The following is a 15375-nucleotide window of genomic DNA, read 5'->3' as shown; positions in this document are numbered from 1 at the left end:
CGGTTCTCGTCCCGGATCTTTTCCCGGCCCCGTTCCTGATCCTTTTCCGATGCTCCTGAAAGGCGTGCCCCCCGGCCATGGCTCACCCGCGCACGGGGATGGCGAATCCTGTCACGGCACATGATCGAAACGTCCGGGAAACCGTCCCGGCAAAGGAAGTTCACGCGTCTTGACGCGTTTCGCGAGGCCCGAGTAGCGTCATCCGGCACTTGCTAATACGTATTAGACGGGGGTGTTCATGGTCCCTCCCGAACGACGTAGACGCGCCACCCAGCGGGACATCGCCCGGCACGCCGGCGTCTCCCAGGCGACCGTGTCACTGGTGATCAGCGGCGGTGCGGCCGGCGCACAGATCGCGGAACCGACCCGCCGTGCCGTGCTCGCCGCGGCCGAGGAACTGGGCTACGCGGCCAATGTCGCCGCACGCAGCCTGAAAGGCGGCCGGAACCGGCTGCTCGGCCTCTACACGTTCGAGTCGGTGTTCCCGACCGACCAGCGCGACTTCTACTACCCCTTCCTGCTGGGCGTGGAGGCGGAGACGGCACGCCAGGGATACGACCTGCTGCTGTTCTGCTCCGGCGGAGGCGAATCCGGTCCCTCGGGGGCCGAGCGGTCGATCTACGTCGGCGGGGCCAACCGGCTGAAGATCGCGGACGGTTGTGTCCTGCTCGGCCGGAACGTGCGGCGCGAGGAGCTGTCCGCGCTGGTCCGCGAGGACTTCCCGTTCGTCTTCGTCGGCCGCCGCGAGCTGGACGACGGTGAACTCTCCTACGTGGCCGCCGACTACGTCTCCGCGACCGCGGCGCTCGTCGCCGAACTGGCGCGCCTCGGCCACCGGCGGATCCTGTACCTGCGGGCCCGCGAGGACAGCGAGCCCACCCGGGACCGCGAGGAGGGGTACCGGCGCGGGCTGGCCGAGGCGGGCATCGCCCTGGACGCGGCGCTGGTCCGGAGCCTGGACGACCCGGCCGCCCTGACGGTGGACCGTGTCGAGGGATGGATCGAAGGTCTCGGGATCACCGCGCTGCTGGTCGAGCCCACCGAGGACAACCGGCTCACCGAGGCGCTGGCGACGATGGCCGGCACGGAGCGGATACGGTTCCCGGCCGACTGCTCCCTGGCCCTGCTCGGTGATCCGCCGTCCTGGACACCGGAGTTGCGGAACTGGACCCGGTTCTCGCTGCCCCGGGCCCGGATGGCGGGCGAGGCCGTGCGGCTGCTGGTCGAACTCCTCGACCAGGAGACCTGCGAGCCGCTGCGGCTGACCGTGCCGTGCGCGTTCGTACCGGGCGACTCGATCGGACCGGCCCGTACGGACACCGGCCCGCGGCGCCCCGAACCCGGTGGGAGGCCAGGCGGATGATCCGGATGATCGCGCACCGGCTGCTCGTCGGCGTCTTCGTGATGTGGGGTGCCGCCTCGCTGATCTTCCTCATCGTCCGGGCCGCGCCCGGCGACCCGGCGACCGTGCTGCTCGGGCCGGACGCCGACCGGAGCCAGATCGACAGCCTGCACGCCTCGCTCGGCCTGGACCGGCCGCTCGGCGCGCAGTACCTCAGCTACCTCGGCGACGTCTCGCGACTGGACTTCGGCGAGTCGCACCGGCTCGGCAGGCCCGCCATGGACGCGGTGCTCGACCGGCTCCCCGCCACCGTCGACCTCACGCTGACGGCCACCGTGATCGCGGTGGTCGTCGGACTGACGCTGGGGCTGCTGGCCGGCGGGCGGCCGGGCGGGGCGGTGGACCGGGTGGTGTCGGCCTGCACGATCGCACTCCAGTCGTTCCCCACGTTCTGGATCGGCATCATGCTGGTGCTGGTCTTCGCCCTGGGCCTGCGCGTACTGCCCAGTTCCGGGTCCGGCACGCCCGAGCACCTGGTGCTGCCGGCCGTCACCCTCTCGTTCCCGTTCATCGCGATCATCGCGAGGCTGACCCGGACCAGCCTCGCGGAGACGATGCGCGAGGGCTACGTCCAGACCGCCCGCGCCAAGGGCCTGACCGACCGCCAGGTGCTGCTCGGGCACGCGCTGCGCAACTCCCTCATCCCGGTGGTGACCGTGGTGGGCGTCCAGGTCGGGGCGCTGGTCGGCGGCGCCGTGATCGTCGAGAACGTGTTCGCCTGGCCCGGTCTCGGCTCGCTGGTGGTGGACGCGGTGGCCAACCGCGACTACGCCGTGGTCCAGGGCGCCACCCTGCTGGTCGCCGGGATCGTCGTCGTCCTCAATCTGGTGGCCGACCTGCTCATCGCCCAGTTGGACCCGCGGATCCGGACGGGGGCCGTCTGATGGCCGACCTGGCGACCGCCCCCGAGGCGCTGTCCGCGGTCCCGCGACGGGCTCGGCGCCGCGGGCCGCTCTCCCGGATCCCCGCCGCCGTCGTGGGCTGCTACCTGCTGGTGGCCCTGGTGGGGCCGCTGCTGATCCACTACGACCCGGTGCACACCTCCCTGGACGACCGGCTGCTCGCCCCCGGCTCCCGGACCTCCACCGGCGGCACCGCCTGGCTGGGCACGGACGGGCTCGGCCGCGACCTGCTGGCCCAGATCGTGTACGGGGCCAGGACATCGGTGCTGATCGGCGTGTCCACGGTCGCGCTCTCCTGTGCCGTCGGGGTCCTCCTCGGTGCCGTCGCCGGCTACTTCCGGGGCGCCGTGGACGCCGTCCTCGCCCGGGTCTTCGACATCCTGCTGGCGTTTCCCGCGATCCTGCTGGCGATCGTGATCGCGGGCGCCTTCGAACGCAGCGTCCTGCTGGTCGTGCTCGCCCTGTCGGCCACCGGCTGGATCACCTTCGCCCGGGTCACCCGCGGTGTCGCGCTGTCCCTGCGGGAACGGCCCTGGGTCGACGCGGCACGGGTGCTGGGGGTGCCCGGCCCGAAGATCCTCGCCCGGCACGTCCTGCCGTTCACGGCGGGACCGGTCGTGGCCCTCGCCACCCTCGAGTTCGCGCTGGTGGTGCTGGCGGAGGCGGGGCTCAGCTTCCTCGGCATCGGGCTGCCCCTGTCCACCGTCTCCTGGGGCCAGACCATCGCGGGCGGCAAGGAGTACCTGGAAACGCAGTGGTGGATCTCCACCCTGCCCGGCATCGCGCTGTCCCTCCTGATCATCAACATCGGCATCCTCGGCGACCAGCTCACCGCCCGCTACGGGCGGGGCCGCTCCGACTGAACCTCCCGAACTCCGCGCACCGCTCTCGTTCACAGACAGGAGCACCTCCATGGCCAAGACGCGTGCGTACCGGCGGAGCCGGCTCATCCGGCTCACCACCTCCCTCACGGCGGGCGCGGCCCTCCTCGCCGCCTGCTCGACCGCCTCCGGCGGCGACGACAACGGCGGCGGGGCCTCGGGCGACGTGACGGTCGCGGGCACCTACCCGATCGAGAGCCTCGACCCGCACGGGGCCCAGGGCGCCTCCACCGGAACCCAGCTGGCCGCCCAGGAGATCTTCGGCCGGCTCGTGAGGCCGGACGCGGACGGCACGCTCAAGGGCGACCTGGCCACCGCCTGGAAGCCGAACAAGGACGTCACGCAGTGGACGTTCACGCTGCGCTCCGGGGTGACGTTCTCCGACGGCTCCCCGCTCGACGCCGACGACGTGGTGGCCTCCTTCCAGCGGATGATCACCCTGAACGGCCCCAACGCCGGCAACTTCCCCGGCTGCACGATGACCAAGGTCTCCCCCACCGAGGTCGTCCTCAGGAGCCCGGCACCGGACGCCTCCGTACCGGGCAAGCTCGGCACCTTCTACGTCCTGCCCTCCGGCGTCGGCAAGGAGGACACCGCCTTCTTCAACCACCCCGTCGGGTCCGGCCCGTTCACCGTCGACGCCTTCACCCCGGGCCAGTCCCTGGTCCTGGTGCCCAACGGCAAGTACCGGGGCACCAAGCCCGAACTCCACCGGGTCACCGTCCGCAACGTCCCCGACCTGTCGGCCCGCATGACCGCGCTGCGCACCGGCGAGGTGGACGTCGTCTGGGGCATCCCGGACGACCAGCTGGCCTCGCTGAAGGGCGACGAGGACCTGACCGTGCGGACGGTGCCGAGCAGCGCCGAGTTCACCATGTGGTTCAACTCCTCGACGCCCGCCCTCAAGGACGCGAAGGTGCGCCGGGCGATCTGGCAGGCGGTCGACTTCAAGACCATCATCGGCAAGCTCTACCCCGAGACCGGCGCACCGGCCGACGCCCCGGTGACCGGCGTGGTCCTCGGGCACGTGCCGCAGCCGCCGGTGGCCTACGACCCGGCCGCCGCCAAGGCCGCCCTCACCGCCGCCGGCTTCGACTTCTCGAAGAAGCTGCGGCTGCAGTTCGCCAACGACGAGTTCCGGCCCTTCATCCAGGCCGTCGTCTCCGACCTGCAGAAGATCGGCGTACGGGCGGACCCGCTGGAGAAGGAGCAGGCCGCCTTCACCGAGGACCTGCTCGCCCTCAAGTGGGACATCAACTTCCAGCAACTGGCCACCCCCAGCTACGACGCGGCCAGCAACCTCGGCCGCCTCTACACCTGCGCCGCCAACCGGATGGGCTACTGCGACAAGCAACTGGACGGGCTGCTGGCGTCGGCGGGCGCGACGGCCGACAAGCACAAGCGCACCGAGCTGTACGGCGAGGCGAGCCGGATCATCTGGCGGGACGCCGTCGGGATGTACCCGATGTCGGTGAGCATCGCCTACGCCTGGAACAGCCACCTCAACGGCTTCGTCCCCGACGCCAGCGGCCTGCCGGACTTCGCCGGCGTACGGACCGACGGCTCGTGACCCCCGCCGGAACCGCACCCGGGCACGGGGCCGCCGCACCGGCCCCGCCCGCATCCGACGGCCCGCCGCTGCGCGTCGAGGACCTGGTGGTGGAACTGCCGGGACCGCACGGCACCCGGGTGCGCGCGGTGGACGGCGTCTCCTTCGACGTGCCCCGCGCCACCACCGTCGGACTGATCGGGGAGTCGGGCAGCGGCAAGACCATGACCGCCCTCGCGGTCCTCGGCCTGCCGCCCGAGGGCGCCGCCCTGACGGGACGGCTGCTCTGGCACGGCGAGGACCTGCTCGCCGCCGCTCCGGCCCGGCTCCGGGCGGTACGCGGCCGGGAGATCGCGATGATCTTCCAGGACCCGCTGGCCGCGCTCAACCCGACCCAGCGCATCGGCCGCCAGATCGGCGAGATCCCGCGCCGCGACCGGTTGCCGCGCGCCGAGGTGACCCGCCGGGTCGTCGAACTCCTGGACCGGGCAGGCGTGCCGGAGCCGGAGCGCCGGATGCGCGCCTACCCGCACGAACTCTCCGGCGGCCTGCGCCAACGCGCCATGATCGCCATGGCGCTGGCCGGCCGGCCCACCCTGCTGCTCGCCGACGAGCCCACCACCGCGCTCGACGTCACCGTGCAGTCCCGGATCCTGCGGCTGCTGGCCGACATCCGGACGGCGGACGGCCTGTCGATGCTGCTGGTCAGCCATGACCTGCGGGTCGTGTCGCACGTCGCGGAACAGGTCGTGGTCATGTACGCGGGACGGGTCTGCGAGCAGGGACCCGCGGGCGGGACGCTGCGGCGGCCCGCCCACCCCTACACCGCGGCCCTGGTCCGCAGCGTGCCCGCGGTCAGGACCCGCACCGCCCTCGCCGACCCGCTGCCGGGCGCCCCCGCGACACCGGCGAACCGGCCGGCCGGCTGCGCGTTCCACCCGCGCTGCCCGCTCGCCCGCGCCCGCTGCCGCACCGAGACACCACGGGTGCGGGAGGTGGCGCCGGGCCGCCGCAGCGCCTGCCACTACGCGGAGGAGGTGCTGAAGGCGTGAGCACGAACGAGCACCAGCTGCTCGACGTACGGGATCTGCGCGTCCGGTACGGCGGACGGCGCGCGGGCCGCCGGGGCGGCACGGTGGCCGTGGACGGGGTGAGCCTGTCGGTCGCCCCCGAGGAGACGCTCGGCCTGGTCGGCGAGTCCGGCTCCGGCAAGACGACCGTGGCCCGGTGCGTGGCCGGGCTGCTGCGTCCCGGCGCCGGGACCATCACCTTCGACGGGCGCCCGCTGGCCCGCGCCGGGCGCCGTCCGGCCGGGTTGCAGCGTGCGGTGCAGATGGTCTTCCAGGATCCGCGGTCCTCGCTGAATCCCCGGATGACGGTCGCCTCGATCATCGCCGAGGTCTGGAGCACCCATCCGGTGACCGCGCCCGGCGGCGACCGCACGAAGGCGCTGCACGGGCTCCTCGCCGACATGGGGCTGGACCCCGAGGTGGCCTCGCGGCGCGCGGGGGACCTGTCGGGCGGCCAGTGCCAGCGGGTCAGCATCGCCAGGGCGCTGGCGGTACGGCCCCGGCTGCTGGTCTGCGACGAGGCGGTGTCCGCGCTCGACGTGTCGGTGCAGGCCCAGATCCTGCGGCTGCTGGTGGACCTGCGGGGCAGGCACCGGCTCGCGATGCTGTTCATCTCCCACGACCTGGGGGTGGTGCACCAGATCGCCGACCGGGTGGCGGTCATGCGGCGGGGCGTGATCGTGGAGGAGGGCGGGACCGGCGAGGTGCTGACCGCGCCGCGGCACCCGTACACCCGGGCCCTGCTGGACGCGGCGCTGGACCTGGACGACTCGGTGCCCGGGGACGGCACCGCCGACGACGAGGCGGTCGTATGAGCGAGAGGCGGCCTGCCGTGATCCCGGCGCCGACCGGCTGGAACACCTGGGACGTCCGTACGCACACCGGCATGAACAGGCTGCCGGACGGGCCGCGGGTGCGGTTCGGCGTCCTCGGCCCCGACGGTCCGGTGCTCGACGGCTTCACCTGGCGCGACGGCCTCGAACGGCTGGGCCCGCACACCGTGGACGGCGGCTACGCCGAGGTGACGGTGCGCGCGGCGGGCCACCGGTTGCGGCTGCTCTTCGCGGGCGGCCCCGGGGACGTGCTGGACGCGCTGGCCGAGAGCACGGGCGTGATCGTGCTGTCGGTGGAGGGCCTGGACGACATCGAGGAGTTGGCGGGCGGCACGGCCACCGTCCGTGCGGGCGGAACCCGTTGGACCGTCACCGTCTCGACGCGTGGGCGCAGGGTCGAGGGCCCGGCGGACGCGCTGACGCTGGCCTTCGACGGCGAAGCGGGGGAGAACGCCGTGTGCCTGCGGATGGCGCCCCGAAGGGGCGCGGGGAACTGCGCGAAGAGCCCCCACGGCGCGGCGGCCGAAAGACTGCGCGTCACGGCGCTGGCAGCGGAGCGCACCGCGCTCCGCTCCACCGGCTGGCTCGGCGACGCCGCCGCCGCGCTGACCCGGGCCGTCACCTGGAACACCGTCTACGCCCCGGACATCGGCCGCGTCCTGACCCCCACCTCACGGGACTTCGTCTGCGCCGAGCGCAAGGGCTTCTACGGCACCTGGGCGCTGCACGCCTGGGACACGTTCTTCACCGGCCTCGCCGCCTCCGTCGTCGACCGGGACTACGCGCGCGGCGTCTTCGGGCAGATCCTGCCGTACGCGGACGCGGCCGGGATGATCCCGAACCGGGTCTCGGACGAACGCGGCCGCACCGACGACCGTTCGCAGCCGCCGGTGGGCGCGCTCACGGTCCTGCAGGCCTATCTGGCGGGCGGCCTGTCGTCCGCGACCCGCGACACGGCACTCCTCGCCGACACCTTCCCGGCGCTGCTGGCCTGGCACGACTGGTGGCCCCGGGCCCGGCGCGGGCCGCACGGGCTGCTCGCCTGGGGTTCCGACCCGGTCCCCGGCGACCCCGCGTCGGCGACCCTGGACCGGGCCAGACGGGAGTCGGGCCTGGACGACTCGCCGATGTACGACGAGGCCCGCTACGACCCGGTGACCCGCACCATGGACCTCGCCGACGTCGGCCTGAACGCCCTGCACATCGCGGACGCCGAAGCGCTGGCGGACATCGCCGACGTGCTCGGGCGGGACGCGACGTCCGGCCGGCTGCGCGCCGGGGCCGCCGCGGCCAGGACGGCCGCCGACCGGCTGCTGTGGGACGAGGAGAGCCAGGGCTACCGCAACCTCACGGCGGCGGGCGCGCACGACCCGCATGTCTCGCCGACCATGCTCTACGCGCTGCTCGGCGGTCTGCCCGACGCCGGCCGGGCGCGGGCCACGGCCGCCGACCTGCTGCGGCCCGAGGTGCTCGGGGGCGACCGGCCGCTGCCCAGCGTGGCCCGCGACGACCCGGGGTTCGCGGCGACCTACTGGCGCGGCCGGATCTGGGCGCCGATGGCCTATCTCGCGGTGCTCGGGCTACGGCGTTACGAACTCACCGAGCTGAGCCGGCCGGTGGTCGGGAACCTGCTGCGGCTCTTCCTCGACGAGTGGCGGGAGCACGGCCACGTCCGGGAGAACTATCCGGCCGTGGCGGGCGAGAACCTGACGGGTCTGCGCAAGCGGTCGGACGGGCTGATGGCCTGGGGCGGTCTGCTGGCGTACCTCGCCTTCGGCGAACTGGCCGACGCGCGGACCGACGGCTGGCGGTTCGCGCACCCGGGAGAGCCGGCCGAGCTGTGCAACCTGCCGCTCGGCGACGGCCGCCTCGACGTCCGGGCGGCCGGCCGGCTCGTCGTCGCCCTCGACGGACGGGTGCTGCTGGACGCGGCTCCGGGAGTCGTCGTGCACGGCTACCGGATGACCGGCGACCGGGTGAGCGGGAGGGCCGAGGGCGTGGGCGACGTCCTGGTCACCCCGCCGGGCGGTGGTCCGCCCGTGCCGGTGCGGGTGACGGGCGGCGCCCGGAGCTTCACGTTCGGCCCGCACGGGGGGCACGGCGCACAGGAGGGGAGCGGGACATGAGCGCGGAGACATCGGCGGCCGCGGACATCCTCGTCGTCGGCGGCGGCCTCGGTGGCGTGGCCGCCGCACTGGCCGCCCTGGACCGGGGGCGGTCGGTGCTGCTGACCGAGGAGACGGGGTGGATCGGCGGCCAGCTCACCAGCCAGGGCGTGCCGCCCGACGAGCACGCCTGGATCGAGCAGTTCGGCGCCACCCGCACCTACCGGGCGCTGCGCGAGGCGATCCGCGACCACTACCGCAGGTGGTATCCGCTCACCGAGGAGGCGAGGCGGCGCCGGTACCTGAACCCGGGCGAGGGCCGGGTGAGCGCGCTGTGCCACGAGCCGAGGGTGGCCGCGGCCGTGCTCGACGCCATGGTCGGGCCGTACGTGGCGGCCGGCCGGCTGCGGATCCTGTACGGGTACCGGCCGGTGGCGGCGTCCGTGGCGGGCGACCGGGTGCGGTCCGTGCTCGTCGAGGGCCGCGACGGCGGCCAGGTCGAGGTGTCGGCACCGTACGTCCTGGACGCGACCGAACTCGGCGATCTGCTGCCGCTGACCGGGGCGGAGCACGTGACGGGCTTCGAGTCCGGCCGGGACACCGGTGAGCCGAGCGCGCCGAAGGAGGCGCAGCCGGCCAACATGCAGGCGTTCTCCTGGGTGTTCGCCGTCGACCACCTGGCCGGCGAGGACCACACCGTCGACCGCCCGGCCGGCTACGACCGCTGGGCCGCCTACCACCCCCCGCAGTGGCCGAACCGGCTGCTGAGCCTGAGCGCGCCCGACCCGAGGACGCTGGAGACGGTGGAGCGCGGCTTCACCCCCAACGCCGGCTCGGGGCCGGTGGTCGCCGACCAGAGCAAAGACGCGGGCGACAAGGAGCTCTGGGAGTTCCGCCGGGTGGTCTCCCGGCGGCTGTACCGGCCCGGCTTCGCCGCGAGCGATGTGACCATCGTCAACTGGCCCATGATCGACTATCTCCCCGGGCCGCTGATCGGGGTGGACGACAAGGAGCGGGACCGGCACCTGGCGGGCGCCCGCGAGCTGAGCATGAGCATGCTCTACTGGCTGCAGACCGAGGCGCCCCGCCCCGACGGCGGCACCGGCTGGCCGGGACTCCGGCTGCGCGGCGACGTGTTCGGTACGGCCGACGGGCTGGCCAGGGCGCCGTACATCCGGGAGTCGCGGCGGATCGTCGCCCGGCGGCGGATCGTCGAGCAGGACCTCTCCCTGGCCGTCCGGGGCGAGCACGGCGCGGTCCACTACCCGGACTCCGTCGGCGTCGGCATGTACCGGATCGACCTGCACCCCTCCACCGGCGGCGACACCTACATCGACGTCGCCAGCAGCCCCTTCCAGATCCCGCTGGGCGCCCTGCTGCCCGTACGGCTGCGGAACCTGCTCCCGGTGTGCAAGAACATCGGCACCACCCACATCACCAACGGCTGCTACCGGCTGCACCCCGTCGAATGGAACATCGGCGAGGCGGCCGGATCCCTGGCGGCGCACTGCCTCGACCACCGTCTGGAGGCCGGCCAGGTGTACGAGAACCCCGGGTTGCTGAGCCGCTTCCAGGCCGAACTCGCCGACGCCGGGGTCGAACTGGCCTGGCCCGAGGTCAAGGGGTACTGATGGGCGGCATCGACGGGCGCGCGTTGCTGGCCGGCGTCACCGTCCCGCTGGTCACGCCGATGGACCGGCCCGGACGGCCCTCGGTCCCGGCCGCCCACGCGCTGCTCGGCGCCCTCGCGGCGGCCGGCGCGCACGGGCTCATGCTCTTCGGCAGCAACGGCGAGGGCCCGCTGCTGCCCACCGGACTCCTGACCGCGTTCGCCACCGGGGTGGCCGCCCGCTGGCGCGAACTGACCGGCCACGGACCGGTGCTGGTCAACGTGACCGCTCCCGGCACCGCCGAGGCGCTGGCGCGGGCCGAGGCCGTACTGCCCGCCGCGCCGGACGCGCTGGTGCTCAGCCCGCCGGTCTACTTCCACCACCGGCACGACGAGATCGTCGCCCACTACACGGCCCTGACCGGCCTCGGCGTGCCCGTCGTCGTGTACAACGCCCCCCGCTACAGCAATCCGCTGACCCCCGCCCTGCTCGACGAACTGACCTCCCTCGACGGTCTCGTGGGCATCAAGGACAGCTCGGGCGACCCCGCGCTGTTCGGCCACGCCCTGGCGGCGGCACGCCGGCGCGACGGCTTCGGAGTCAGCCAGGGCGCGGAGCGGCAGGCACTCGACGCGCTGCGCCTCGGGGCCGACGGCGTGGTCCCCGGGGTGGCCAACCTGGCGCCGGCCGCGGCCGTCGAACTGTTCCGGGCGCACGTCGAGGGGCGGCCGGACGAGGCCCACCGCGCACAGCGACTGCTCGACCGGGTCCTGGAGTTGCACACGGTGCGCCCCGGCGTGCCGGCGGTGAAGGCCGTCCTCGCCGCCCGCGGACTGTGCCCGCCGCACCTCGCCGCCCCCTTCGCGCCGTGCTCCGCCGCGGAACGGCAGGCCCTGGCCGAGCTCCTCGCCCCCCTCGACGCACATCTCATACGCGCCTGATCCCGAACGCGCTCCGCCTTCCGACCTCCTCCGTACCGCCCGAAAGGGGTGGCCCACCATGTCCGACGACAGACCGCGGCGCACCGCCATGAACCGCAGATCCTTCGCCCTGGGCGTCGCCGGCGTCTCGGCGGCCGCCGCGTTGGGACCGGTGGCCCTCGGCTCCCCGGCCCACGCCGCCGGCCGGACGGCCGCGTCCGACCGGCACGGCACCTTCTTCGAGGAGCAGACGCTCTGGGACTCCGCCGAGGGCCCCCTCGTCAACTACCACGTGCACGCGCTCGCCGTACTGCCCGACGACACCGTGCTGGCCGTCACCGAGGGACGCCACGAGGTGTGCGACGCCGGACCGCGCGACCTGCTGCTGCGCCGCAGCACCGACGGCGGCCGGACCTGGGAGGAGAGCCGCACCCTGGTCGCCTCCGCCGACGGCGAGTCCTGGGGCAACCCGGCGCTGGTGGTGGACCGGCGGACCCGGGAGGTCTTCCTCTTCTACATGCTCTCGCTGCGGCTGCCGGAGAACACCTCCTGCTCGGGCGACTCGGGCGACCTCTACCTGATCTCCAGCCGGGACGGCGGCCGGACCTGGGGCGAACCACGGCACCTGGCCGGGCTGTTCGACGGATTCCCCTACACCTGGGCGCTGCACGGACCCGGGCCGGGCCACGGACTCCAGCTGCGGTCCGGCCGGCTGCTGCTCAACTGCCTGCACCGCAGGGTGATCGTCGGCAACACGGTGGCCGAGCGGTACTACGGCGTCGCACCGGTCTACAGCGACGACCACGGCGCCACCTGGCAGGCGACCGGCGAAGTGCCCGTCCAGGTCGCCTACCCCGTCAACGAGGCCCGGATGGTGCAGCGCGCCGACGGCAGCGTGCTGGTGAACGGCCGCGCCGCGGCGGGCGGCGAGGGGCAGCGGATCGTCTCCGTCAGCAGGGACGACGGCATGACCTGGTCGCAGCCGGCGCTCGACGGGGCCACCGGCTCGCTCAACGCGGTGGACGCGAGCCTGCTGCGCCTCACCGGCGGCCCCGGCGGCCACGACACCGGCCGGGTGCTGTTCAGCCGCCCCGACTCCCCCGTGCGCCGCAACATGACGGTGTCGGTCAGCTACGACGAGGGCTACTCGTACCGGTACTCGCGGGTCGTCAACGAGAACCGGGCCTACTACTCCGACCTGGCCCGTCTCTCCGACGGCACCGTCGTGCTGCTGTACGGCTGCGACGGCGACTCGGCGAGCGTTCCGCTCCGGGTCAACGTCTGCCGCTTCTCGCTGGAGTGGCTGACCCGCGGCCGGGACAGCCTGCGCCACGGCCCCCACTACCGGGAGACCGTCCTCGCCCTGGCCCGCACCCACCACGAGGTCACGGGCGGCGGCACCGTCACCACCGTCGCCGATCCCCCGGCCCGCGGCGGCGAACGGCTGGTGCTCACGCCGGAACAGGTGGGCGACACGGTGGAGTTCACGATCCGGGTGCCGCACACCGGCGACTACGAGCTGCTGCTGCGCCACTACCGTTCGGCCGACGGCGCCCTCGCCGCCGTCACGGTGGACGACGGCACCGCTCTGCCCGCCCGCACGATCGACACCACCGCGCAGACGGCGGACGGCTTCGACCTGGCCCACCTGGGCGCCACCCGGCTGCGCGCCGGACGGCACACCGTGCGGTGCGCGGTGACGGGGGCGGGCAGGGGCGGCGGCACCGTGCTCGGCCTCGACACGCTCAGCCTGATCGAAGCGCCGGGCTCCGCCGACGTCCGCGCCGAGGTCGTCGTCGACAACGACCGGCTGGGCTTCGAGGTGGTCGCCGGCAGCTGGCCGACGGCGACGGCCGACCCCGGCTACTGGTCGGGCAACTACCGCACCGCGCCCGCCGGTACGGGCACCCGGAAGGTGCGCTGGCGGCCGGCCGTGCCGTGGGACGGCGTGTACGAGGTGCAGGTGTCCTACCCCCCGGCCGCCGCCCGGGCAGGCAACGCCCCGTACACCGTCGTCCAGGGCGACGGCACGGCCACCACCGTGCGGATCGACCAGCGGACGGCGGGCACCGCGGATCCGCGCGGCGGTACCTGGGTCACCCTCGGCGAGTACCGCCTGACGGCCGGTCTCGGCAACTCGGTGGAGCTGACCAACGACGCCGACGGCACGGTGGCCGCCGACGCGGTCCGCCTGCTGGGCCCTCGGCCCTGACGGCCGTGGAACCGCCGGACACGACCTAGTGCAGCCGCGGGCTCGGGGTCGGGGAGCCGTGCGGCTGTGCCGCGTCGTGGGCCGCGGTCACGATGAGGTCGGTGACCTGCTGGGGATGGGAGATCATCGACACGTGCGAGGAGTCGATCACCACGGTCTTGCGCGCGTGCGCGCGCCTGGCCTCGAACTTCTCGAGGCTCGGGTTGATCGCCCGGTCCTGGCTGCCGACCAGCGCGTAGACCGGCTTGTCGCGCCAGGCCGCCGCGGTGAGCTTGTCGTTGAACGCGGACTGCGCGATCGGACGCTGGGTGGCCGCCATGATCGCCGTCTGCTGCTGGGAGAGGTCCTGGGCGAAGACCGCGCGCAGCTTGCCGGGCTGGATGTACAGGTCCGTGCCGGTGGTGCCGTCGCCGTTGCGGAACGGCACCCCCTGCAGCGCCTTGGTGAGCGGAACGGCGGGGAACTTGGCGGAGAGGCTGGAGAACGACTCGCCCTTGTCCGGCATGATCGCGTTGATGTAGACGAGCGCCTTGACGTTGTCGAGTCCGTCGGCCGCCTGCGAGATCACCTCACCGCCGTAGGAGTGCCCGACCAGGACGACCGGTCCCTTGATCGTCTTCAACAGGCTGTTCAGATACGTGGAGTCCTGGGGTATTCCACGCAGCGTGTTGGGCGGCGCGACGACGTGGTAGCCGCGCGCCTGCAGGCGCTGCACCACCGCGTTCCAGCTGGACCCGTCGGCGAACGCGCCGTGCACGAGCACCACGGTCGGCTTCTGGCCCTGCGGGGACGGACCGGCGCCGTCCGCCGCGTGCGCCGGCACCACGGTCAGGGCGGCGAGCACCGTCACCCCGAGGGCCAGCCTGCCCTTGCCCGATCTCAAGATTCCAGAGGCGGTCATGTGCTTCCACTTCCTCGGCGTACAGATCTCGGCGTACAAGTCCCGGCCTGCAGATCCCGGCCCGCAATGACGAAAGACGAAAGACGCGCCATGCGAAAAGGAGAGGCGAAAGGGAGGGCCGACGGAGTGATACAGGCGGCCGAATCAGCCTAGTCCGGTATCGACGGCGGGCAAGCCGAGCCCCGTTCGCCACGAGTTGCCGGGGCCATCAGGCGCGCTCAGACTTATTGCATATGTCAAATCGTCCGCGTGATCTCCGGAGTTTCCCATGGCCAAGATCCTGTGCGTGCTGACCGGGGCGAGTTACTGGACGCTGAAGGACGGACACAGACATCCGACCGGCTACTGGGCCGAGGAGTTCGTGGCGCCCTACAGCGTGTTCACCGCCGCCGGACACGAAGTCACCGTGGCAACTCCGCACGGCGTCGTCCCGGTTGTGGACACGATGAGCCTGGAGTCCCGGATGGCGGGCGGTGAGGAGAACTCACTCCAGGAAGAGGCCGTCATCGAGTCCGCGGACGAGCTGCGGCACCCCATCTCCCTCCAGGACGTGCGTCTTGAGGACTACGACGCGGTCTACTACCCCGGCGGACACGGCCCGATGGAAGACCTCTCCATCGATCGCGAATCCGGGGAGCTGCTGCGCAGGGCACTCGCGTCCGGCAATCCGCTCGGCATCGTCTGCCACGCTCCGGCCGCTCTCCTCGCGACCCGGGACGCGAACGGCGACACGCCCTTCGCGAACTACCGCATGACGGGGTTCTGCAACGAGGAGGAAGCCGGTGTCGGTTTCGCCGACAAGGCCAAGTGGCTGTTGGAGGACGAGCTGAAGAAGCTGCCCGTCGACTACTCGCGCGGCCCCGCCTGGGAGCCGTACACGGTCTCGGACCGCAACCTCTACACCGGTCAGAACCCGGCCTCCTCGGGCCCCCTCGCCCAGGAACTCGTCGAGGCGCTGTCCGGCAGCGGCGCGTGAGAAGGGAGTCGGCC

General features: G+C 73.2%; 12 protein-coding genes. 11 read left to right on the top strand and 1 reads right to left on the bottom strand.

The window, feature by feature from the left end:
• Positions 1–238: 238 nt before the first annotated feature.
• From ACFY3I_RS36850 to ACFY3I_RS36805, 10 genes are read left to right on the top strand one after another with little or no spacing between them, the layout of a single operon-like run.
• The gene (locus tag ACFY3I_RS36850; RefSeq protein ID WP_390865366.1) at positions 239–1363 is read left to right on the top strand and encodes a LacI family DNA-binding transcriptional regulator; all 1125 of its coding nucleotides are present in this window, start codon (positions 239–241) and stop codon (positions 1361–1363) included.
• Positions 1360–2286 carry an ABC transporter permease gene (locus ACFY3I_RS36845; RefSeq protein WP_390865365.1) on the top strand — a complete coding sequence of 309 codons (927 nt, stop codon included), beginning with the start codon at positions 1360–1362 and terminating at the stop codon, positions 2284–2286. The genes ACFY3I_RS36850 and ACFY3I_RS36845 overlap by 4 nt, the downstream gene beginning before the upstream one ends.
• On the top strand, positions 2286–3167 hold the full coding sequence (locus tag ACFY3I_RS36840; RefSeq protein ID WP_390865364.1) for an ABC transporter permease: 882 nt from the start codon (positions 2286–2288) through the stop codon (positions 3165–3167). Before ACFY3I_RS36845 ends, ACFY3I_RS36840 begins: the two co-directional genes overlap by 1 nt.
• A 49-nt stretch (positions 3168–3216) precedes the next feature.
• Positions 3217–4755, top strand: coding sequence for an ABC transporter substrate-binding protein (locus tag ACFY3I_RS36835; RefSeq protein ID WP_390865363.1), 1539 nt, complete (start codon positions 3217–3219; stop codon positions 4753–4755).
• Entirely contained in the window at positions 4752–5786 is a 1035-nt protein-coding gene (locus ACFY3I_RS36830) for an ABC transporter ATP-binding protein (protein WP_390865362.1), read from the top strand. Before ACFY3I_RS36835 ends, ACFY3I_RS36830 begins: the two co-directional genes overlap by 4 nt.
• Entirely contained in the window at positions 5783–6619 is an 837-nt protein-coding gene (locus ACFY3I_RS36825) for an ATP-binding cassette domain-containing protein (RefSeq protein ID WP_390865361.1), read from the top strand. The genes ACFY3I_RS36830 and ACFY3I_RS36825 overlap by 4 nt, the downstream gene beginning before the upstream one ends.
• Positions 6616–8763 (top strand): trehalase family glycosidase, encoded by a 2148-nt coding sequence (locus ACFY3I_RS36820; protein ID WP_390865360.1) that lies wholly within the window; start codon positions 6616–6618, stop codon positions 8761–8763. Before ACFY3I_RS36825 ends, ACFY3I_RS36820 begins: the two co-directional genes overlap by 4 nt.
• A complete protein-coding gene (locus ACFY3I_RS36815) occupies positions 8760–10373 on the top strand; it encodes an FAD-dependent oxidoreductase (RefSeq protein ID WP_390865358.1) in 1614 nt (537 codons plus the stop codon). Before ACFY3I_RS36820 ends, ACFY3I_RS36815 begins: the two co-directional genes overlap by 4 nt.
• The gene (locus tag ACFY3I_RS36810; protein WP_390865357.1) at positions 10373–11293 is read left to right on the top strand and encodes a dihydrodipicolinate synthase family protein; all 921 of its coding nucleotides are present in this window, start codon (positions 10373–10375) and stop codon (positions 11291–11293) included. The genes ACFY3I_RS36815 and ACFY3I_RS36810 overlap by 1 nt, the downstream gene beginning before the upstream one ends.
• A gap of 58 nt (positions 11294–11351) precedes the next feature.
• Positions 11352–13484: an exo-alpha-sialidase gene (locus ACFY3I_RS36805; protein WP_390865356.1), complete on the top strand. Its 2133-nt coding sequence runs from the start codon at positions 11352–11354 to the stop codon at positions 13482–13484.
• A 25-nt stretch (positions 13485–13509) separates the two neighbouring features.
• Here ACFY3I_RS36805 and ACFY3I_RS36800 read toward each other — a convergent pair whose 3' ends face one another.
• On the bottom strand, positions 13510–14385 hold the full coding sequence (locus tag ACFY3I_RS36800) for an alpha/beta fold hydrolase (RefSeq protein WP_390865355.1): 876 nt from the start codon (positions 14383–14385) through the stop codon (positions 13510–13512).
• Between the two features lie 268 nt (positions 14386–14653).
• Between ACFY3I_RS36800 and ACFY3I_RS36795 the strand changes: the two genes are divergently transcribed.
• On the top strand, positions 14654–15361 hold the full coding sequence (locus tag ACFY3I_RS36795) for a type 1 glutamine amidotransferase domain-containing protein (protein ID WP_390865354.1): 708 nt from the start codon (positions 14654–14656) through the stop codon (positions 15359–15361).
• Positions 15362–15375 lie beyond the last annotated feature (14 nt).

It is taken from the genome of Streptomyces sp. NPDC001068, assembly GCF_042897315.1.
GTDB lineage: Bacteria > Actinomycetota > Actinomycetes > Streptomycetales > Streptomycetaceae > Streptomyces.
Note: the sequence above shows the minus strand (reverse complement) of the source record. Positions and strands in the feature narration are given on the sequence as shown.